Genomic DNA, 19391 nt, shown 5'->3' with positions numbered 1-19391 from the left:
GGCGCTTCGCTTTGCCACATCACCCCGGCCCCTGACCCCATCCCAACTGTGTGGGCGATGGCCATTGCAATGCCACGCACCGAGCCATGGGCGCGAGCGGCGCTGTTCGAGCGATGTGGCAAAGCGAAGCGCCTCTGAGCGCGGGCAGCGCCAGCCTCTGTTCAGACGGGTTAAGACCTAGAATCAATTCAGCCAAACATTGAAACATGCAATAAAATGCATGCAACCTAATTCCGGAGACTCAAAACATGAACCAAGCCTACATTTGCGACGCCATCCGCACCCCCTTTGGCCGTTACGGTGGCGCTTTGAGCAGCGTGCGCACCGACGACCTGGGTGCTGTTCCCCTGCGTGCCCTGATGGCGCGCAACCCGAATGTGGACTGGGCCGCCGTGACCGACGTGCTGTACGGCTGCGCCAACCAGGCCGGTGAAGACAACCGCAATGTGGCCCACATGAGCAGCTTGCTGGCCGGTCTGCCGATTGACGTGCCCGGCGCCACCATCAACCGCCTGTGTGGCTCGGGTTTGGACGCCATTGGCACTGCAGCACGCGCCATCAAGGCCGGTGAAGCCGGTCTGATGATCGCAGGCGGTGTCGAGAGCATGAGTCGCGCCCCGTTTGTCATGCCCAAAGCCGAAAGTGCCTTCAGCCGCAACAACTCAGTCTATGACACCACCATTGGCTGGCGCTTTGTGAACAAATTGATGAAAGCCCAATACGGCGTGGACTCGATGCCCGAGACCGCCGAGAACGTGGCCACCGACTACAAGATCGAGCGCGAAGCGCAAGACCTGATGGCTTACAACAGCCAGCTGCGCGCAGTGGCGGCCATCAAGGCGGGCCACTTGGCCCGTGAAATCGTGGGTGTGAGCATTCCCCAGAAAAAAGGCGACGCCATCGTTGTCGACACCGACGAACACCCGCGTGAAACCAGCCTCGAAGCGCTGGCCAAACTCAAAGGCGTGGTGCGCCCGGACGGCACCGTGACCGCAGGCAATGCCTCGGGTGTGAACGACGGCGCTTGCGCTTTGCTCTTGGCCGACGAAGCCACCGCCGCCAAAAATGGTCTCACCCCCAAAGCCCGCATCGTGGGCATGGCCACAGCCGGTGTGGCGCCGCGTGTCATGGGCATTGGCCCTGCGCCCGCCACGCTCAAGGTGCTGGCGCAAACCGGCTTGACCATTGACCACATGGATGTGATCGAACTCAATGAAGCCTTTGCCGCACAAGGCCTGGCCGTGTTGCGCATGCTGGGCCTGAAAGACGACGATGCGCGCGTGAACGCCTGGGGTGGTGCGATTGCCTTGGGTCACCCGCTGGGTGCATCCGGTGCCCGTCTGGCCACCACGGCCATCAACCGCCTGCAGCAAACGGCAGGTCGTTATGCGCTGTGCACCATGTGCATCGGCGTGGGCCAAGGCATTGCGCTGATCATCGAGCGGGTTTGATGCACGGCCCCCGGATCAAGTCCGGGGTGATCAGGCCTGCGGCCACCAGCCCCTTCGGGGGCTTTTTTGTGCCTGCACGAGTTCTTCGGCGCTGACGTCGATTTCCATGCGAAGCAGGGCAGCGCCCATGGCTTTTCCCAAGTTGTCCAAGCGCAGGTTGCGCGCGCCGCCGCCTTGCAATGCGCCATGCAAAACAAACTTCATGGCCAGGATGTTGGGCAATGGCCAGGCATCGACCTGACCAGGTAGCCAGGGCGCAAAGTGGGCTTGCACTTTGGCCGCGGTGACTTCGCGCTCGATCAGCCGATAGCCCGCTTCGTTCCAGGCGAACAGGCCAAAGTCGACCCAATCGGCCTTGTCGCCGCTGCGGGCGTGGGCCAGTTGCACGAGAGGAATGCGCAATGGGGTGTTCATGCTTGCGTCTCCAGCATGTCAACGTGTGCTTTCACCAAATGGCGGTCGATGAGCGTGGGCCAAATGCCCAGCAATTCGCTGCTGTTGTTCATGCCCTGAAAGCCGCAGGTGTAGGCGGGACCACTCAGCGCCATCCAGGGAAAGAGCCTGCCAAAGCCATCGGCAGCGACTTTGCTGGGCGTGCGCAAAACCATGCGCACCCAAATCTCGTTGCGTTCGTTCAGTTGGGCTGCGGGTGGCAAGGGGGCCAAGGCACCGTGTGCAGAGTTGAGGCCAGGGTATTCCACAAACAACTCATCACAGGGGATCTTCCGCTCTTGCAACTGCATGCGGATGATCGCTTCGGCCGCTTGCACTTTGTCCCAAGCGTCAGGCCACGAAAATCCCCAAGTGACATCGGCTTTGAAGCCTTCTTTGAAGCCCGCCACCACCTTGAGCTGTTGGGGGGGGGCGCTGCCTTGTGCGCCCGTCAAACGCACGCGGTTGTCGCCTTCATCGGTCAATTCAATCTGGCCCATGTCGAGTACGACATCGGGTGAAAAATATGCATGTGGGTTGTGCACTTCGTACAGCAGTTGCTGGCGCACGGTGTCAAAGTTGACCAAGCCGCCTGTGTCCGGTGCTTTGGTGATGATGGCTGTGCCATCTACAAAGACCTCGGCAATCGGGTAGCCCATGTGCGCCAAGTCTGGGATGCTTTGCCAATGGCTTTGATCGCCAAAATTGCCGCCGCTGCCCTGACCCGAACACTCCAGCAAATGCCCCACCGTGAGGCCTTGGGCCAGGCGGTTGAAGTCTTCAGTCGTTTGTGCATTGCCGAGCTTCCAGCCCAGACCATGCACCAGCGGCCCCAAAAAAAGCGCTGCATCGGCCACACGCCCCGTGATCACGATGTCGGCACCTTGGTCCAATGCGTCCACGATCGGTTGTGCGCCCAAGTAAGCGTTGCCAAACACCAGGCGTTCGCGCACGCTGTTCACTTGGGCACCGTTCATCATGTGGTCAAAGTGGGCCTGCTCATCTCGCAGTTTGTCCAGCACGTCGTCACCCGACACCACGGCAATGAGCGGATGCCAGCCTTGGCTTGCCAGGGCGGTGCGCACAGCCTGAGCTGCCCCCATCGGGTTCAGCCCCCCTGCGTTGCAGACAAAGCGCACACCCCGCGGCTGCATCAAAGGCCACAGACGCAGGAGCATGGGCACCACATCGCGGGCGTAACCCAGGCTGGGGTCGCGCTGCCGGTCTTTTTGCAAGATGGCCAGCGTGAGTTCGGCCAAGTGGTCGCTGGCGATGAATTGCACGTTGCCACGCTCGATGCTGGCGACCACGGGTTCCCAGTTGTCGCCATAAAACCCCAAGCCGGAACCAATGCGTATGGATTGCGTCATGCGCCCATCTTGCTGCCTCTCATGTGACTGTGGATGGGGGACAACCCCTAGGGTCAGTCTCGTGAAAGACAGACACAATCGCACGACCGTTCGCAAATGGCTGGGGCATGAACCACAGCTTGCCTCAGGGCTGGCGCAGGACGACAGAAGTACAAAAAAGGAGACAAGCGTGCAATTGCTGCAACTGCTGATCAGCGGTGTGGCTCAAGGCTGTATTTACGGACTCATCGCCTTGGGTTTTGTGCTGATTTACAAGGCCACCGAAACGGTGAGCTTTGCCCAGGGCGACCTGATGATGGTCGGTGCCTTTGCGGGCTTGGCCGCCATGACGTGGCTGGGCATGCCGTTCTGGCTGTCGGTGCCCGCCGCCATCATCGCCATGGGCGTGTTTGGCGTCTTGCTCGAACGTTTGGTCATCCGCCCGATCCTGGGGCAACCCGCTTTCTCCATCGTCATGCTGACCATCGGTGTGGGCTATGTGCTGCGCGGCCTGATCACCATGATCCCCGATGTGGGTACCGACACCCACACCATGCCTGTGCCCTATGCCGGTCAGGTCTTGCAGATGGGCACGTTGGTCGTGGCGGCCGAGCAGCTGGTGGTGATCGCCTTCACCACGGTGTTGTGCCTGGGCCTGTTTGCGATGTTCAAGTACAGCAAGCTGGGCATCGCCATGCAGGCTTCTTCACAAAACCAGCTGGCCGCCTATTACATGGGCATCCCGGTGCAAAGCCTCAACGGCCTGGTCTGGGGTCTGGCGGCTGGGGTGGCGGCGGTGGCGGGTTTGCTGTTGGCGCCCATCACCTTTGTGCACGCCAACATGGGCTTCATTGGCCTGAAGGCTTTTCCGGCGGCGGTGGTTGGGGGCTTTGGCAGTTTGCCGGGCGCCATCGTGGGCGGTCTGGTGATCGGCATCGTGGAGTCCATGGCCGGTTTCTATTTGCCTGAAGGTGTGAAAGACATCGCGCCTTACATCGTGGTCTTGCTCATGCTGGTGCTCAAGCCCAATGGCTTGTTCGGCGAAAAACTGCGCAAGAAAGTCTGAGGCCTTCGCATGCGATTCATTTTCAAAACCCAATACAACCAGGACATCACGCTGGCCAAGCACGGCGGCCATGTCTTCTGGTACAGCCTGCTGGCGCTGTTTCTGGTGGCCGCACCCTGGGTGCTGGCCGAATACTGGCTGGCGCAATTGACCTTTGTGCTGATCTACGCGGTGGTGGGCCTGGGCCTGATGCTGCTGGCGGGCTTCACCGGCTTGTTCTCCATGGGGCACGCGGCCTTTTTGGGCGTGGGGGCTTACACCGAAGCCGTCATGGTCAATGCCGGTGTGCCGTTTCCGTTGGCGCTGATTTGTGCAGGTTTGTTCTCAGCCATCGCGGGCGTGGTGGTGGGTTTGCCTGCGCTGCGTGTCAAAGGCATTTACCTCGGCATGGCCACCTTGTCGTTTGGCTTCATTGTGGAAGAAGGTATTGCCCGTTGGGAGCACATGACCGGCGGCAACGCGGGCCTGAGCGTCAACCCACCCGCCATGCTGGGCTGGACGCTGGACAGCACCGAGTCGTTTTATTTCCTGTGCCTGGTGGTGGCGGTGGGCGCGACCCTGGCCATCCTCAATTTGCTGCGCTCGTCCACCGGGCGGGCTTTTGTGGCCATCCGCGATTCCGAAATCTCGGCGCAAAGCATGGGCATCCATCTGGCCCGTTACAAGACCTTGTCGTTTGCCTTGTCGGCCGCGCTGGCGGGCATTGGCGGTGCCTTGTATGCGCACAAGATCCAGTTCCTCTCGCCCGACCAGTTCAACATCATCCAGTCGATCGACCTGCTGCTGATGGTGGTGATCGGTGGTTTGGGCTCGGTGCATGGGGCCTTCCTGGGCGCAATCTTTTTGATCGTCATGCCGCAATTGATTGCCATGGGCAAAGACTTCTTGCCTGCCGCCATCGGGGGTGCTACCGGTTTGCAGGGCACGGTGTACGGCATGGTGCTGATCGCCTTTGTGTTGTTTGAACCGCTGGGTTTGTACGGCCGCTGGCTCAAGGTGCGGACCTGGTTCCAGTTGTTCCCCTTCTACCGCCGTGGCATGTTCAAGCGCCAGAAATCCTTCCAGAAGTCGGACCGCCTCAAATGAACGACGACATCCTTTTATCTGCCCAGAATCTGAGCGTCCGCTTTGGCGGCGTGCTGGCCGTGAACAACGTCAGCTTTGACGTCAAGCGCGGCGAAGTGTTCACCCTGATCGGCCCCAACGGCGCAGGCAAGACCACCGTGTTCAACCTGATCAGCCGCATCTACACGCCCACCACCGGCGTGATCGACTACGCCGGGCCTCAAGGCACGCTGCGCCTGACCGACCAGCCGCCGCACAACATCGCCGGTTTGGGCATTGCCCGCACTTTTCAGAACATCGAGCTGTTCGAGCACGCCACCGTGCTGCAAAACCTCTTGATCGGCCGCCACACGCACCGCAAAACCGGTTTGTGGAGCGAGATGTTTTTCAGCGCCAAAACCCGCGCCGCCGAAATCGAAGCGCGTGAAAAGGTCGAAGAGGTCATCGATTTCCTGGACTTGCAGCACCACCGCGACTCGATGGTCGCAGGTTTGCCCTACGGCGTGCGCAAAGTCGTGGAGCTGGCCCGTGCCCTGTGCACCGAGCCCAAGCTCTTGCTGCTCGACGAGCCCTCTTCGGGCCTGAATGTGGAAGAGACCGAAGACATGGCGTTTTGGATTTCTGACATCCAGCACGAGCTGGGCATTTCGGTGCTGATGGTCGAACACGACATGGGTTTGGTGTCCAAAGTCTCGGACCGCGTGCTGGCCATGAGCCAGGGCCAGGAGCTGGCCACGGGCACGCCCGCCCAGGTGCAAAGCGATGCGGGTGTCATCGAAGCCTATCTGGGCTCGGTGGACGATGTGTCCAGCCTGCGCCGCGAAAACCACCAAGCGGAGGCCGCATGAACGCCGCTGTGAACGAAGACATCGTCCTCAAACTGCTCAACGTCGAAAGCGCCTATGGCCCGATCAAGGCCATCCGGGGCGTGAGTTTGCAGGTCAAGAAAGGCGAGATTGCCACTGTGCTGGGCTCCAACGGCGCGGGCAAGACCACCATCTTGAAAACCATCAGCGGCATCATCGACCCGCGCAAGGGCTCGGTCGAATTCAAGGGCCAGAACATCACCGCCATGGACCCGGCTCTGATCGTGCAGCGCGGCCTGATGCATGTGCCCGAAGGCCGCGAGGTTTTTCCGCTGCTGTCGATCCGTGACAACCTGCTCATGGGGGCCTTCACCCGCAACGACCGCGATGGCGTGGCCCGCGACATGGAGGCCGTCTTCAACTATTTCCCGATCCTGCGCGAGCGTGCCGCGCAAGACGCGGGTTTGCTCTCGGGCGGGCAGCAGCAAATGCTGGCGATCAGCCGGGCCCTCATGGCCAACCCCGATCTGATCTTGCTGGACGAACCCAGCCTCGGCCTTTCCCCGAAGCTGACCAAAGAGATTTTTGAAATCGTCGTGCGCATCAACCGCGAACGCGGCACCACCATCTTGCTGGTCGAGCAAAACGCCAACATGGCGCTCAATGCCTCGGACTATGGCTATGTGCTCGAAAACGGCCGCATTGTGATGGAAGACACTTGCGCCCGCCTGCGCGAAAAGGACGACATCAAGGAGTTCTATCTGGGCATGAAGGAAGAGGGCGTGCGCGCCGACCGCCGCTGGAAAAAGAAGAAAACCTGGAGATAAGACAGATGAGCAACCTCTGGGACGCATCGGGCATCCAGCCCAACAAAAACATCGTCATGGCGGGCGAAACCATCCCCGCGATTTTCTGGAACGCGGTGGCCGCACGCGGCCCCAACGTGTGGATGCGCCAAAAAGAACTGGGCATCTGGCGCAGCTGGACCTGGAACGAAACTGCCCAGGCCGTGCGCGAGATTGGTCACGGCCTGATGGCACTGGGCTTTGAGGCCCGCGACACCGCCTCCATCCTGTCGAACACCAACATTGAATGGGTCTTGTGTGACCTGGCGGTGCTGAGCGCGGGCGGTGTGGCCAACGGCATCTACCCCACCGATGCGGCCGATCAGGTGCACTACCTGAGCGAAGACTCGGGCACTTCGGTCCTGTTTGTCGAAGACGACGAGCAGCTGGACAAAGCGCTGGCGGTGCGCGACAAGCTGCCGCTTTTGAAGAAGATCGTCGTGTTCGACATGGACGGTCTGCGCGAGTTCAAAGACCCGCAGGTGATCAGCTTGGACGACTTGCGTGCCTTGGGCCGCGAGCACCTGGCATCGCACCCCGTCCTGCTGACGCAGCGCACAGCCGCTTGCCGACCTGAAGACCTGGCTATTTTGGTCTACACCTCGGGCACCACCGGCAAACCCAAGGGCGGCATGCACAGCCACCGTGGCTTGGTCTACAGCGTGCGCGGCTACAACACGCTGATTGCGCGTGATGAGACCGACGAGTGCATGTGCTTTTTGCCGCTGTGCCACATTGCCGAGCGCATGGGCGGTGAGTATTTCTCGCTTTACACCGGGGCCAAACTGAACTTTGTCGAGAACCCCGAGACCGTGCCCGAGAACGTCCGCGAAATCGCGCCCACCGTGTTCACCGGGGTGCCGCGTGTGTGGGAGAAGTTTTATTCCGGCGTGATGATCGCGCTGAAAGAGGCCGGGGGCTTTCAACAGGCCGTGTATGCCTGGGCCATCGGCGTAGGCCAGCAGGTGGCCGAATTGGTGTTGCAAGGCCAAGCCGTGCCCGCGCACCTGAAGCTGCGTTTTCATGTGGCCCGTTGGCTGGCGCTCAACAATGTGCGCAAGATGATCGGCATCCACAAGGCCCGCTTTTTGGTGACCGGGGCTGCGCCCATTTCGCCCGATCTGGTGCGCTGGTATCTGGCGCTGGGCCTGCCCATGCTCGAAGTCTGGGGCATGACCGAGACCTGCGGCGCCGCCACTGGGGTGCCTGCGGGCCGCATCAAACCCGGCTCAATCGGTCCTGCGGCCGATTTCAACGAAGTGCGCCTGGACCCGGTGACCAGTGAGATTTTGGTGCGCGGCACCAACGTGTTCATGGGTTACTTGAACCTGCCCGAGAAAACAGCCGAAGCCATCGATGCCGATGGTTGGTTGCACACGGGCGATGTGGGCGTGATGGACGAGGAAGGGTTTTTCCGCATCACCGACCGCATGAAAGACATCATCATCACGGCTGGGGGCAAAAACATCACCCCAAGCGAGCTGGAAAACGAACTGAAATTCTCGCCTTACATCACCGATGCGGTGGTCATTGGCGACAAACGGGCTTACCTCACAGTGATCATCATGATCGATCAGGAAAACGTGGAGAAATACGCACAGGACAACGATGTGCCGTTTTCCAACTACGCCAGCCTGACCCATGCCACCGAAGTGCAGACGCTGATCCAGTCCGAAGTGGATCGGGTCAACAAGAAATTCGCCCGGGTCGAGCAGATCAAGAAATTTTGGCTGCTCGACACCAAGCTGACGGCCGAAGACGAAGAGCTGACGCCCACCATGAAGCTCAAACGCAAACTGGTTCAACAAAAGTACGCGCCGCAGATTGAGGCGATGTACCGCTGACCGATTCACCTTTCACTACAACAGGAGACAAACCCCATGAAATTCAAACTCGGTCTGATCGCCGCCGCACTGGCCCTCGCTGCTGGTTCTGGCATGGCCCAAACACAAGGCGTGAGCAAGGACGAAATCGTTCTGGGCTCGATCCAGGATCTGTCAGGCCCCTTGGCGGGCTTTGGCAAGCAGGTTCGCCTGGGTCTGATGTTGCGCGCTGATGAAGCCAACGAGCAAGGCGGTGTCAATGGCCGCAAGATCAAGCTGCTGGTGGAGGATTCGGGCTATGACCCCCGCCGTGCGGTGCTGGCTGCGCAAAAGCTGGTCAACCAGGACAAGATTTTCGGCATGATCGCCCACATCGGTACGGCCCAGAACATGGCCGCCATGCCGGTGCAGTTCCAGAAGAACGTGGTCAACTTCTTCCCGGTGACCGCAGCGCGTGAGATGTACGAGCCTTTCCACAAGCTCAAGTATTCGTTTGCTGCCACTTACTTTGACCAGATGCGCCAGGCCGTGCCGACCTTGGTCAAGGAAAAAGGGGCCAAACAGATTTGCGCCATGTACCAGGACGATGAATTTGGCCTTGAAGTGTTCCGTGGCGCCGAAGCGGGTCTGAAGGACGCAGGTCTTCAGTTCACCGAAGTCACCACCTACAAGCGTGGCGCGACCGACTTTGCATCACAGATGCAAAAACTTTCTTCCGCCAAGTGCGACTTTGTGGTCATGGGCACCATCATCCGCGAAACCATTGGCGGCATTGCCACCGCACGACGCTTGGGTTTCAACCCCACCTTCATCGGGTCTAGCGCCGCTTACACCGACTTGATTCACAAATTGGGTGGCCCGGCCATGAACGGTTTGTACGCCACCATGACGGTGCAGCATCCCTATCTGGACGAGTCGGCGCAAAACATCCGTTTCTGGGCCAACAAGTACAAGACCAAGTTCAACGAAGACCCGACTGTGTTCTCGGTCTATGGCTACAACGCCCTCGACACTTACCTGCGTGCGGTGGAAAAGGCCGGTGCCAACCTGAACACCGAGAGCTTCATCAAGGCGATGGACACCATGAAGCTGCCCTCCGACATGTTTGGCAGCCCTGAAATGACCTTCAGCCCCACCAAGCGCTTGGGCAGCAACATCTCGCGCATGTCGCAGATCCAGGACGGCCGCTGGAAAGTGGTGGCGGATTACCCCAAAACCAAGTGATTCGTGGCGTTTGACGCCGCCTGACGCCACCGCCAGCGACCGAAAGGACCTGGCGGTTTTTTTTGCCCATCAGCGGCCTCATGCGCGTGCATTAGACCGATGACGTTTGAAAGCCACCCGAAATCGCCAAGTCAGTTTGACCAAGAGATAAGACAAGACGGCACCGCCCACGCCAAAAATGCCCATGCCCAGCAGAACAGGGCCACCTATTTCCTGCAAGCTGCCTGCCCAACCCGCAGCAGACAAGGCTTGAGGGGTTGCGGGAGCCCCTAAAAAAAAGCTGCCCAGAGGGTATGCCAGCCATAACCAGAAACCGAAAGTCAGCGGGTTGGTCAGCATGGTCATGACGGCCGCAGCCGGAATGTTGCCGCGCCACCAGGTGCAGTGAGCAGCAGCCATCAAGGTTTGACCCAAGGGGATCACAAAGGCCCAAAAGGTGCCAATGGCCACGCCCCGTGCCACCGACTCGTGTTGCAGTCGCCACAGTTGGGGATTGAGCAGGTGGTGCGCGACTGGGCGCAGCCAAGCGTTTTGCGCCAGGGATTCGCGGGTGGGCAATGTTTTTTTCAGGAAAGTTCGGCAGGAATTGAAAACAGGCATGACGCGTCCATGGGGGTCGATACAGGCATGTTGCCCATCAAAGGCCTCAGAAAACAGCAAGAAAATTCAGTGTGACATTCTTGTTTTTTAAGATCAATAAGTGGTTTTATTCAGTAAAAATAAAGACCTCAGAGCCCATTGTTCTGTCTGCTGCTGCGAGACCACTGCACGGCACTGGACAGATCGTTTTGGCCTGTAGCGTGTCTTCAATCACAAAAGAGGTGTTTCATGGAAACCATTGCCCCCCTGTGGCTCTGGGCCACGTTTGTGGCCATTGTGCTGGTGTCGCTGTTCGTGGACTTTGTCGTGCTCAAAAAGCAGGGCGCGCACGACATTGGCGTCAAGGAAGCGCTCAACTGGTCCCTGATCTGGGTCGCATTGAGCTTCCTGTTCAACGGGCTGTTCTGGTGGGCCATCAAGGACACCACCGGATCTGTGGAACTGGCGAACACCAAGTCGCTGGAGTTTCTGACCGGTTACCTGATCGAGAAATCATTGGCGGTGGACAACATCTTCGTCTTCCTGATGATCTTCACTTACTTTGCGGTGCCCACGAATTTCCAGAAGCGCGTGCTCATGATCGGCATCATCGGTGCCATCGTGCTGCGCACGCTCATGATTTTGGTGGGGGGGTGGTTGCTCGCAGAGTTCCATTGGGTGCTGTATGTGTTCGGTGCCTTCCTGATCCTCACGGGCGTGAAGATGTGGTGGGCCGCAGGCAAGGAGCCAGACCTGGACGACAACCCGGCCTTGAAGCTGCTGCGCAAGGTCTTGCCTGTGAGCAAGAACTACGACGGTGAAAATTTTTGGACGGTGGAGAACGGCAAGAAAATCGCCACCCCGCTGTTCATGGTGATCTGCCTGATCGCCCTGACCGATGTGATCTTTGCGGTGGACTCGATTCCGGCCATCTTTGCCATCACGAGCGATCCGTTCATCGTGCTGACGAGCAATGTGTTCGCCATCCTGGGTTTGCGCGCCATGTACTTCCTGCTGGCGGCGGTGGCCAACAAGTTCCACCTGCTCAACTACGGTCTGGCCGTGATCCTGGTGTTCATCGGCACCAAGATGTGCCTGATCGATGTGTTCAAGATTCCGGTTGGCATTTCGCTGGGGGTGGTGGTGGGCATCCTGGCCACAACCATGTTGTTGAGTGTGCGCTCGGCCAAAGCCTGACGCGCCGGGTCTGTGAAAAAAGTCCCTGGGGTTCAAGCCCCTGGGGGCTTTTCACGTCTGAAGCTGCGGCGACTCAAGTGGCCGCGTCGCTGGCTTTCAGCAACCGTTGCACCAGCGGGTGTTGCACTTTCTTTTCGGTGCCAATGGCAAAGAAGTTTTCTTTCACGCCTTCGCAGGGACCCAGGCGCTGCACATCGTAGTGCGCCAGCAATTCGTCGTGCACCCATTCGGCAGCCGGGAACACGCCCATGCCGCTTTCGCCGAAGGTCTTGAGCAAGGCGCTGTCTTCAAATTCGCCCACGATGCGGGGGGTGATGGCATGGTGTTCGAACCAATGGTCCAGTCGGGTGCGTACAGCGGCGTGGCCAGTGGGCAGCAGCACCGGCACCTCGGCCAGACTGGCTGGAAACTTTTTTTTGGCCGACTTGACCAGTGCCGCGCTGCCATACCAAGACACGGCGGACGAGCCCAGCGCATGATTGTAGAGCTTGATGTTGGCGTTGCTCGGTGCGGGACGGTCAGACAAGACCACGTCCAGGCGGTGCAGGGCCAAGTCACCCAACAGCTCGTCAAACTCCCCCTCGTGGCAGAGCAAACGCAAATTCGGTTCGTCCATCACAGGTTGCATCAGGCGGCGAACCACCAGCTTGGGCAAACCGTCAGAGATGCCTGCTGCCAAACGCACGGTGGGCGAGCTGACGGCGTCGCGGACCTTCGATGGCAGGTCTTCACCCAACTGGAAAATCTGATCGGCTTGCTGCATGGCCGCCAGCCCCGCATCGGTCAACACCAAGCCGCGTCCTGCGGGTTTGAGCAGGGCATAACCCAAAGAGCGCTCCAGCTCACGCACTTGGGCGCTGACGGTTTGCACAGCCATGTCGAGTTTGTCGGCAGCCCGGGTGATGCCGCCTTCCTTGGCAACGACCCAAAAATAATACAAATGCTTGTAGTTGAAGGTGGTTCGCATGCTGAGGTTTTTAAGGAGTGTGTTTCCACAATTATCTGCTTTCTTATGGTTATTCAGATGGGTAAATTCCTTCAGGATTTCGCCAGCAAACCACTGTCGAAAAATGATCAAAAGCTGGATGCGTCGCTTGTTCAAATTCAAAGGAGTCCACATGAAATGCCCCACCTGCACGCACACCCCACTGGTCATGGCCGAACGCCAGGGGGTCGAGATCGACTATTGCCCCGCTTGCCGGGGCATTTGGCTAGATCGTGGCGAACTCGATAAATTGCTTGAGCGCGCTGTGGCGTCTGCACCTGCACAAGTTGCGCCGACACATCATGTGGCCCAAAGTGCAGGCATGCCGCCCCATCGGCAAGTTGATGGGGATGGACGCTACAGCTACGAAGACCAAGGCACCTACAAACGCAAAAAATCGTGGCTGCACGAAATATTTGACTGATGCTTGGGTATTGAAATGAGCAATTTCACCGATCCCGCCATCTTGTTCTTTGTGTTTGGCATCTTGGCCGGAACTTTGAAGTCGAATCTGGAAATTCCCCAACCCATTTCCCGTTTCTTGTCTTGGTATCTGCTCATGGCCTTGGGCCTCAAGGGCGGGTTTGCTTTGGCGCAGTCGGGCCTGACACCCGATGTACTCGTCAGCTTGGGTGCAGCCTTGGCCATGGCTTTTTTCGTCCCCTTGATCGGCTACTCTGTCCTGCGCCGTTTCTTGTCCGGCTTTGATGCGGCGGCCATCGCGGCCACTTACGGATCGGTCAGCGCTGTCACCTTCATCACGGCCTCGCAGTACTTGAACAACCATGGCGTGGCATTTGGCGGCCACATGGCGGCGGCCATGGCCCTCATGGAGTCGCCCGCGATTGTGTTTGCGGTCGTCATGGCCAACCAGGTGCGGCGCCGCATGCCAACCAGCGCTGATGTGGTCTTGCTTGGTTGTGCCGAGATGGCGCCGTTGGGCAGTAACCCGCCATTGGGCAAGATCTTGCATGAAGCGCTGACCGATGGCGCACAACTGCTTTTGCTCGGAGCCATGCTGATCGGTTGGATGACAGGCGAAGCGGGTCAGGCCGCGATGAAGCCGTTTTCGGTGGACCTGTTCAAGGGCATGCTGGCCTTCTTTTTGTTGGACATGGGCTTGCTGGCAGCGCGCAACATGGGGCAGCTCAAAGGGCAATCGCTTTGGTTGGTGGTGTATGCCGTGCTGGGCCCCTTGGTCCATGCCGGCTTGGCCTTGTTGTTGGCTTGGATGCTGAGCATATCGGTGGGCAACGGGGCCTTGTTGATGGTGCTCTCGGCCAGTGCGTCTTACATCGCTGTGCCCGCCGTCATCCGCCACGCAATTCCGGAGGCCAGCCCCACGCTTTACTTTGGCATGTCCTTGGGGCTGACTTTTCCGTTCAATATTTTGCTGGGCATTCCCTTGTATCTGGCCGTCGCACAACATGTGTTGGCGTGAAGGTTCAAATGCCCAACTGTTTGGCTGCCAGCTCTTTCATGATCTCTTCGGCCCCGCCGCCGATCATCATCACCTTGACTTCGCGGTAGATCCGCTCGCTCACGGTGCCGCGCATGTATCCCATGCCGCCCAGCATCTGCACCGCTGCATCGGCGCAAAACTGCATGGTCTGGGTGGCGTGGTTTTTGAGCAGGCACACCTCGGCCACCCAGGCAGGGCCCGTCTGGCCCGCGTCGGCCTGCTGGGTTACCGCATCCACCCAGGCCTGGGTGGACGAGATGCGCATTTGCATGTCCATCAGCTTGTGGCGAATCGCTTGCCGCTCAATCAGGGCGGCACCAAAGGTCTGGCGCTGGCGGCTCCATGACAAGGCTTCATCAAAGCAGGCCTGCGCAAAGCCCAGTGCCATGGCCGACATGGCCAAGCGCTCGCCGTTGAAGTTGCCCATGATCATCTTGAAGCCCGTGCCTTCGTCGCCCAGCCGGTAATGTTGGGGCACGCGCACGCCGTCAAAGCGCAGCTGTGCGGTGTCCGAGCTGTGCCAGCCCATTTTGTGCAGGCGTGTGCGCGAGATGCCGGGTGTGTCGCCGGGCGCCACGACCATGGAGATGCCGCTGGCGCCCTTGCTGGCCGGGTCGGTGCGCACGGCCAGCGTGATCCAGTCGGCGCGCAGGCCTGAGGTGATGAAGACCTTTTCGCCATCGATCACATAGTCCGCGCCATCGGCGCGCGCGGTGGTGCGCAGGCCGGCCACATCCGATCCGCCACCGGGTTCGGTGATGGCCAGCGCCGCGATGCGCTCGCCACGCAAAACAGGGGGCACCACTTCGGCTTGCAACTCGGCGCTGCCATGCGCCATGACCGGCGGCAGGCCGATGTTGAGCGAAAACAAGCTGGCCATCACGCCACCGCTGCCGCCGTAACGCGCCAGAGTTTGCGACATCGCGTTGCGCGCACGCCAGGGTGCGGGCGTGCCGCCCAAGTGCTCGGGGTAGCCCAAGCCCAGCAATCCCAGCTGTGCGGCTTCGGTATAAAGCGATCGGTCAAATTGACCTGCTTCTTCCCAGACGGGCACATGCGGGGCGATGGCTTGGCGGGCAAAGCGTTCCACCGTGGTCTGCAGGCTTTGCAGGTCTTCGGTGGAGAAATCAGCGGTATTCATGGGGCGTCTTTCCATTGCACCAGCACCTGGCCGGGGCCCACTTGTTGGCCCACGGCGGCCGAGAGGCTGTGCACCAGTGCATCGCGTGGGGCACACAAGATGTGTTCAAGCTTCATCGACTCGATCACCAGCACGGCATCGCCCTGTTGGACCGATTGCCCTTCTTGCACATGCAGCGCAATCAGCTTGCCGTTGAACGGCGCACGCAAAGACTGCGCGGCTTGCGCGCTGCTACCTGTGCTGGGGGCGCTGTGGCTTTCGTCGCGCAGCCACAGCTCAAAGCTCTCGGGGCCTTGCAGCTGCACATGCCACCGCGTGGCGGTGCCCGTGCCTCGGCAGGCCACGGCGCGGGCTTGCCAGCGCTGGCCATTCAAGCCGATGTGCAGCAACTCGCCATTGCGCTCCACCTGGGCCAGGTGTGTGGCATCACCGGTTTGAAGGCGCACTTGGCCCTGCCCCAGTTCTTGCAGGCTCAGAGACAAGATGCCAGTGCCAAGTTCCAGGCCCAAACCCATGCGCACCGGCCGTGTGAACGGGCTGGGCATCGCGGCGGCGGGCGCTTGGCTGGCGTAGAGCACAGCCAGCGAGGCCACGGTTCGTCCATCACTCGTGGCTTGCAGGCTTTGCCGCACCGCATCGGCCTCTTCGGCCAGGAAGGGGATCAAGGCTTCACCGGCACGGAACATCGGGTGCTGCAAGCAAGCGGCCAGAAAGACGCGGTTGGTGGGCAGGCCCAGCACGGCCGTCTGGCGCAAGCCGGTATGCAGCCGGTCGATGGCCTCGCTGCGCGTGGGCGCGTGGGCGATCAGTTTGCCCAGCATCGCATCGTAGTGCGGTGTGACCACCGCGCCTGCGTGCAGTGCATGGTCAAAGCGCAAACCGTCGGGCGCGGCAAAGGCCTGCACCGTGCCGGTCTGCGGGGTGAAGTGTTCGTCTTCGGCGCACAGCCGCACTTCGATGGCGTGGCCTTGCAGGTGCACATCGGCTTGCATCAGCGGCAAGGGCTCGCCGCGTGCGATGCGCAGTTGCCACTCGACCAGATCCAGACCCGTGAGCATCTCTGTCACCGGGTGTTCCACCTGCAGCCGGGTGTTCATCTCCATCAGGTAAAACGGCTTGTCAATTTGCGCTTCATCCAGCAAAAACTCCACCGTGCCTGCGCCCACATAGCCCGCCGATTGCGCGAGCGCAATGGCCGCTTGGCCGAGTTGCTCGCGCAGTGCAGGCGTCACGGCCGGGCTGGGCGATTCTTCGATGATCTTTTGGTGGCGGCGTTGCACCGAACAATCGCGCTCACCCAGGTGGATGCAGTGGCCGTGCGTGTCGGCCATGATTTGCACCTCGATGTGGCGGGGCCGCAGCAAAGCGCGCTCCATCAGCAAGTCGCCGTTGCCAAAACCGGCCAGCGCTTCGGAGCGTGCGCTGTGCAGTGCGGGCAGCAGTTGCGCCATGTCGGTGACCAGGCGCATGCCGCGCCCGCCGCCCCCGGCCACGGCTTTCACCATGAGCGGCAAGCCCAACTGCTCAGCTTGCGCTGTGAACGTGGCATCGCTTTGGTCTGCGCCCAAGTAGCCCGGCAGGCAAGGCACGCCATGCTGCAGAGCCAGTGCCTTGGCGGCCGATTTGCTGCCCAGGGCGCGGATGGCCTCAGGCGGTGGCCCGACCCAGGCCAGGCCCGCGTCGATCACGGCTTGCGCGAACTCGGCGTTCTCGCTGAGGAATCCATAGCCCGGGTGCACCGCATCGGCCCCGGTGGCCTGTGCTGCTGCCAGCAGTTTGTCGATGCGCAAATACGAATCGGCCGACAGCGTACCGCCCAAGGCGAAGGCCGTGTCGGCTTCTTGCACATGCAGGGCGTCGCGGTCGGCGTCTGAATAAACGGCCACTGTCTGGATGCCCATCTGGCGGGCGGTGCGGATCACGCGGCGGGCGATCTCGCTTCGGTTGGCGATCAGCAGGCGGGTCACTGTTCGGTTCATGGCAGGTTTCCGGTGGCTTGGACCCAAGGCGCAGCTTGTTTGCGTGTAAACGCTGCCAGCCCTTGGGCGGCTTCGGTGCTGCGCAAGCTGTGCGCAAAGGCCTTCGCTGCGGCATCGCGCAAATCGGGCACAGGGCCGCGCAAGCTGCGCAGCAGTTGTTTGGTGCTGGCCACTGCGCCGGGCGCGGCACGCAAGAGGCGCTGCAAAATGGGTTGCCAGACTTCGTCGGCGTCTTGTTCGATCACTTCGTTGACCAAGCCCACTTCCAGTGCTTGCGCAGCGGTGTAACTCAGGCCTTGCAGCAGGCATTGGCGGGTGGCGCTCTCGCCCAGGCGTTGCCACACAAAAGGCGCGATCTGTGCAGGCGGCAGGCCCAGCGTGACTTCGGGCGTGCCCAGCACCGAGCGTTTTGTGGCCACCACATGGTCGGCGCAGCACACCAGGCCAAAGCCGCCGCCCATGGCCGCGCCATCGACCCGGCACACCAGCAGCTGGGGCAGGGCGTACAGGGCGTGCAGCAGGTCACCAAAACTTCGGTTCATGGCCAGCAGCGGGTCGGTTTGCCCGTCCTGCAATGGCTGACCGATCAGGCTGGCAAAGCCGCCCAAACTGCCGCCCGCACAAAAGGCACCCCCTGCGCCGGTCAGCACCACGGTGCGCAGCGCAGGGTCTTGCGCTGCACGCGCACAGGCGCTCAGCAAGCCGTCCACGATGGCATCGCTCAGGGCGTTGCGCGTGGCCGGGTCGTTCAGCGTCCAGGTCTCGACTGCGCCCTGGCGCTCGATCAAAAGCGTCGCAGTGTTCATTTTTGGGGCCGCTTGGCAATGCCCATCATCTTGGCCAGGATGCCCAGCATGACTTCGTCTGCGCCGCCGCCAATCGAAGCCAGGCGCCCATCGCGGTACATGCGCGAGACCTTGTTCTCCCAAGTGAAGCCCATGCCGCCCCAGAACTGCAGGCAGGTGTCGGGCACGGTGCGGTTCAGGCGTCCGGCCTTGAGTTTGGCCATCGTGGCCCATTCGGTCACGTCTTCGCCCGCCACATAGTGCTCGCAGGCTTGGTAGGTCAGGGCGCGCAGGCTTTCCACCTCGGCCTTGAGTTCGGCCAGCTTGAACTGCACCCACTGCTGGTCAGCCAGGGTCGATCCAAACAGTTTGCGGTCTTGCGCCCATTCCACCGTCCATTGGATGCAGTTCGTCAGCGACTGCAGCGTGCTGGCTGCGCACCACAAGCGCTCTTCCTGGAACTGCTGCATCTGGTAGATGAAGCCCTGGCCCTCGGCCCCGATGCGGTAGCGCTGCGGCACACGCACTTCGTCAAAATAAATCAGGCCGGTGTCGCTGCTGTTCATGCCGATCTTCTTGATCTTTTTACCCACCTCGATGCCGGGCAGCAGCTTGCCGTTCTCGCGCATGGGCACCATGACCAGGCTTTTGTTTTTATGGATTGCGCCTTCTCCCGTGTTGACCAGCATGCACATCCAGTCGGCTTGCAGGCTGTTGGTGATCCACATCTTCTGGCCGCTGATCACATAGTCGTCGCCGTCCTTGCGCGCCACCGTCTTGATGCCCGCCACATCGCTGCCCGCACCGGGCTCACTCACGCCAATGCAGCCCACCATGTCGCCCGCAATGGCCGGGGCCAGAAACTGTGCACGCAATTCGTCGCTGCCAAAACGCGCCAGCGCGGGTGTGGCCATGTCGGTCTGCACGCCAATGGCCATGGGGATGCCGCCGCAGTCAATGTGCCCCAGCGCTTCGGCCATGGCCATGCTGTAGGAATAGTCCAGACCCGCACCGCCAAAGGCCTCGGGCTTTGTCAGGCCCAGCAGGCCCAAGTTGCCCATCTTCTTGAAGACCTCATGCGCGGGGAAAATCTCGGCCGCTTCCCATTCGTCCACATGGGGGTTGATTTCGGATTCGATGAAACGCTTGAGCGTGTTCTGGATCTCGCGGTGCTCGTGGGTGTATTGCATGACTTGTCTCCG

18 protein-coding genes are annotated in these 19391 nt (G+C 60.6%); 10 read left to right on the top strand and 8 right to left on the bottom strand.

The features are described from left to right. Positions 1 to 248: 248 nt before the first annotated feature. Positions 249 to 1451, top strand: coding sequence for a 3-oxoadipyl-CoA thiolase (gene pcaF / locus ACZ5VE_RS11840; RefSeq protein WP_464455360.1), 1203 nt, complete (start codon positions 249 to 251; stop codon positions 1449 to 1451). A gap of 30 nt (positions 1452 to 1481) precedes the next feature. Here pcaF and ACZ5VE_RS11835 read toward each other — a convergent pair whose 3' ends face one another. Together ACZ5VE_RS11835 and ACZ5VE_RS11830 are read right to left on the bottom strand one after the other, a co-directional pair. Next, a complete protein-coding gene (locus tag ACZ5VE_RS11835) occupies positions 1482 to 1865 on the bottom strand; it encodes an AtuA-related protein (RefSeq protein ID WP_464455359.1) in 384 nt (127 codons plus the stop codon). Next, entirely contained in the window at positions 1862 to 3253 is a 1392-nt protein-coding gene (locus ACZ5VE_RS11830; RefSeq protein ID WP_464455358.1) for an acyclic terpene utilization AtuA family protein, read from the bottom strand. The genes ACZ5VE_RS11835 and ACZ5VE_RS11830 overlap by 4 nt, the downstream gene beginning before the upstream one ends. 169 nt (positions 3254 to 3422) lie before the next feature. Between ACZ5VE_RS11830 and ACZ5VE_RS11825 the strand changes: the two genes are divergently transcribed. The 6 genes from ACZ5VE_RS11825 to ACZ5VE_RS11800 are packed head-to-tail and all read left to right on the top strand — an operon-like array spanning position 3423 to position 10061. Next, positions 3423 to 4298, top strand: coding sequence for a branched-chain amino acid ABC transporter permease (locus tag ACZ5VE_RS11825; RefSeq protein ID WP_464455357.1), 876 nt, complete (start codon positions 3423 to 3425; stop codon positions 4296 to 4298). A gap of 9 nt (positions 4299 to 4307) precedes the next feature. Further along, complete coding sequence (locus tag ACZ5VE_RS11820; protein ID WP_448504356.1) at positions 4308 to 5384, top strand: branched-chain amino acid ABC transporter permease; 1077 nt, start codon at positions 4308 to 4310, stop codon at positions 5382 to 5384. Further along, on the top strand, positions 5381 to 6211 hold the full coding sequence (locus tag ACZ5VE_RS11815) for an ABC transporter ATP-binding protein (RefSeq protein ID WP_464455356.1): 831 nt from the start codon (positions 5381 to 5383) through the stop codon (positions 6209 to 6211). Before ACZ5VE_RS11820 ends, ACZ5VE_RS11815 begins: the two co-directional genes overlap by 4 nt. Then, entirely contained in the window at positions 6208 to 6996 is a 789-nt protein-coding gene (locus ACZ5VE_RS11810) for an ABC transporter ATP-binding protein (protein ID WP_464455355.1), read from the top strand. Before ACZ5VE_RS11815 ends, ACZ5VE_RS11810 begins: the two co-directional genes overlap by 4 nt. Positions 6997 to 7001: 5 nt before the next feature. Further along, positions 7002 to 8858 carry an AMP-dependent synthetase/ligase gene (locus tag ACZ5VE_RS11805; RefSeq protein WP_464455354.1) on the top strand — a complete coding sequence of 619 codons (1857 nt, stop codon included), beginning with the start codon at positions 7002 to 7004 and terminating at the stop codon, positions 8856 to 8858. A 36-nt stretch (positions 8859 to 8894) separates the two neighbouring features. Then, positions 8895 to 10061: an ABC transporter substrate-binding protein gene (locus ACZ5VE_RS11800; protein ID WP_464455353.1), complete on the top strand. Its 1167-nt coding sequence runs from the start codon at positions 8895 to 8897 to the stop codon at positions 10059 to 10061. 78 nt (positions 10062 to 10139) lie between these two features. Here the strand turns inward: ACZ5VE_RS11800 and ACZ5VE_RS11795 are convergent, their stop codons facing one another. Continuing rightward, positions 10140 to 10661, bottom strand: coding sequence for a DUF2062 domain-containing protein (locus ACZ5VE_RS11795; RefSeq protein WP_464455352.1), 522 nt, complete (start codon positions 10659 to 10661; stop codon positions 10140 to 10142). 228 nt (positions 10662 to 10889) lie between these two features. Here ACZ5VE_RS11795 and ACZ5VE_RS11790 point away from each other — a divergent pair, with 228 nt between their 5' ends. Next, complete coding sequence (locus ACZ5VE_RS11790; RefSeq protein ID WP_464455351.1) at positions 10890 to 11837, top strand: TerC family protein; 948 nt, start codon at positions 10890 to 10892, stop codon at positions 11835 to 11837. A gap of 73 nt (positions 11838 to 11910) precedes the next feature. Here ACZ5VE_RS11790 and ACZ5VE_RS11785 read toward each other — a convergent pair whose 3' ends face one another. After that, on the bottom strand, positions 11911 to 12804 hold the full coding sequence (locus ACZ5VE_RS11785; RefSeq protein ID WP_464455350.1) for a LysR family transcriptional regulator: 894 nt from the start codon (positions 12802 to 12804) through the stop codon (positions 11911 to 11913). 151 nt (positions 12805 to 12955) lie between these two features. Here ACZ5VE_RS11785 and ACZ5VE_RS11780 point away from each other — a divergent pair, with 151 nt between their 5' ends. Together ACZ5VE_RS11780 and ACZ5VE_RS11775 are read left to right on the top strand one after the other, a co-directional pair. After that, entirely contained in the window at positions 12956 to 13246 is a 291-nt protein-coding gene (locus tag ACZ5VE_RS11780) for a TFIIB-type zinc ribbon-containing protein (protein WP_464455349.1), read from the top strand. A 15-nt stretch (positions 13247 to 13261) separates the two neighbouring features. Then, positions 13262 to 14263 (top strand): sodium-dependent bicarbonate transport family permease, encoded by a 1002-nt coding sequence (locus ACZ5VE_RS11775; RefSeq protein ID WP_464455348.1) that lies wholly within the window; start codon positions 13262 to 13264, stop codon positions 14261 to 14263. Between the two features lie 4 nt (positions 14264 to 14267). Here the strand turns inward: ACZ5VE_RS11775 and ACZ5VE_RS11770 are convergent, their stop codons facing one another. From ACZ5VE_RS11770 to ACZ5VE_RS11755, 4 genes are read right to left on the bottom strand one after another with little or no spacing between them, the layout of a single operon-like run. Next, a complete protein-coding gene (locus tag ACZ5VE_RS11770; protein WP_464455347.1) occupies positions 14268 to 15425 on the bottom strand; it encodes an acyl-CoA dehydrogenase family protein in 1158 nt (385 codons plus the stop codon). Beyond that, positions 15422 to 17404, bottom strand: coding sequence for an acetyl/propionyl/methylcrotonyl-CoA carboxylase subunit alpha (locus tag ACZ5VE_RS11765; RefSeq protein ID WP_464455346.1), 1983 nt, complete (start codon positions 17402 to 17404; stop codon positions 15422 to 15424). Before ACZ5VE_RS11765 ends, ACZ5VE_RS11770 begins: the two co-directional genes overlap by 4 nt. Then, positions 17401 to 18210 (bottom strand): enoyl-CoA hydratase/isomerase family protein, encoded by an 810-nt coding sequence (locus tag ACZ5VE_RS11760; RefSeq protein WP_464455345.1) that lies wholly within the window; start codon positions 18208 to 18210, stop codon positions 17401 to 17403. Before ACZ5VE_RS11760 ends, ACZ5VE_RS11765 begins: the two co-directional genes overlap by 4 nt. Beyond that, positions 18207 to 19379, bottom strand: coding sequence for an acyl-CoA dehydrogenase family protein (locus tag ACZ5VE_RS11755; RefSeq protein ID WP_464455344.1), 1173 nt, complete (start codon positions 19377 to 19379; stop codon positions 18207 to 18209). Before ACZ5VE_RS11755 ends, ACZ5VE_RS11760 begins: the two co-directional genes overlap by 4 nt. Positions 19380 to 19391: the final 12 nt, after the last annotated feature.

It is taken from the genome of Limnohabitans sp. INBF003, assembly GCF_055396645.1.
Note: the sequence above shows the minus strand (reverse complement) of the source record. Positions and strands in the feature narration are given on the sequence as shown.

Coding starts and splice junctions, on each gene's coding strand:
- pcaF (WP_464455360.1), top strand. CDS start 249: ATGAACCAAGCCTACATTTGCGACGCCATCCGCACCCCCTTTGGCCGT.
- ACZ5VE_RS11835 (WP_464455359.1), bottom strand. CDS start 1,865: ATGAACACCCCATTGCGCATTCCTCTCGTGCAACTGGCCCACGCCCGC.
- ACZ5VE_RS11830 (WP_464455358.1), bottom strand. CDS start 3,253: ATGACGCAATCCATACGCATTGGTTCCGGCTTGGGGTTTTATGGCGAC.
- ACZ5VE_RS11820 (WP_448504356.1), top strand. CDS start 4,308: ATGCGATTCATTTTCAAAACCCAATACAACCAGGACATCACGCTGGCC.
- ACZ5VE_RS11815 (WP_464455356.1), top strand. CDS start 5,381: ATGAACGACGACATCCTTTTATCTGCCCAGAATCTGAGCGTCCGCTTT.
- ACZ5VE_RS11810 (WP_464455355.1), top strand. CDS start 6,208: ATGAACGCCGCTGTGAACGAAGACATCGTCCTCAAACTGCTCAACGTC.
- ACZ5VE_RS11805 (WP_464455354.1), top strand. CDS start 7,002: ATGAGCAACCTCTGGGACGCATCGGGCATCCAGCCCAACAAAAACATC.
- ACZ5VE_RS11800 (WP_464455353.1), top strand. CDS start 8,895: ATGAAATTCAAACTCGGTCTGATCGCCGCCGCACTGGCCCTCGCTGCT.
- ACZ5VE_RS11795 (WP_464455352.1), bottom strand. CDS start 10,661: ATGCCTGTTTTCAATTCCTGCCGAACTTTCCTGAAAAAAACATTGCCC.
- ACZ5VE_RS11790 (WP_464455351.1), top strand. CDS start 10,890: ATGGAAACCATTGCCCCCCTGTGGCTCTGGGCCACGTTTGTGGCCATT.
- ACZ5VE_RS11785 (WP_464455350.1), bottom strand. CDS start 12,804: ATGCGAACCACCTTCAACTACAAGCATTTGTATTATTTTTGGGTCGTT.
- ACZ5VE_RS11780 (WP_464455349.1), top strand. CDS start 12,956: ATGAAATGCCCCACCTGCACGCACACCCCACTGGTCATGGCCGAACGC.
- ACZ5VE_RS11775 (WP_464455348.1), top strand. CDS start 13,262: ATGAGCAATTTCACCGATCCCGCCATCTTGTTCTTTGTGTTTGGCATC.
- ACZ5VE_RS11770 (WP_464455347.1), bottom strand. CDS start 15,425: ATGAATACCGCTGATTTCTCCACCGAAGACCTGCAAAGCCTGCAGACC.
- ACZ5VE_RS11765 (WP_464455346.1), bottom strand. CDS start 17,404: ATGAACCGAACAGTGACCCGCCTGCTGATCGCCAACCGAAGCGAGATC.
- ACZ5VE_RS11760 (WP_464455345.1), bottom strand. CDS start 18,210: ATGAACACTGCGACGCTTTTGATCGAGCGCCAGGGCGCAGTCGAGACC.
- ACZ5VE_RS11755 (WP_464455344.1), bottom strand. CDS start 19,379: ATGCAATACACCCACGAGCACCGCGAGATCCAGAACACGCTCAAGCGT.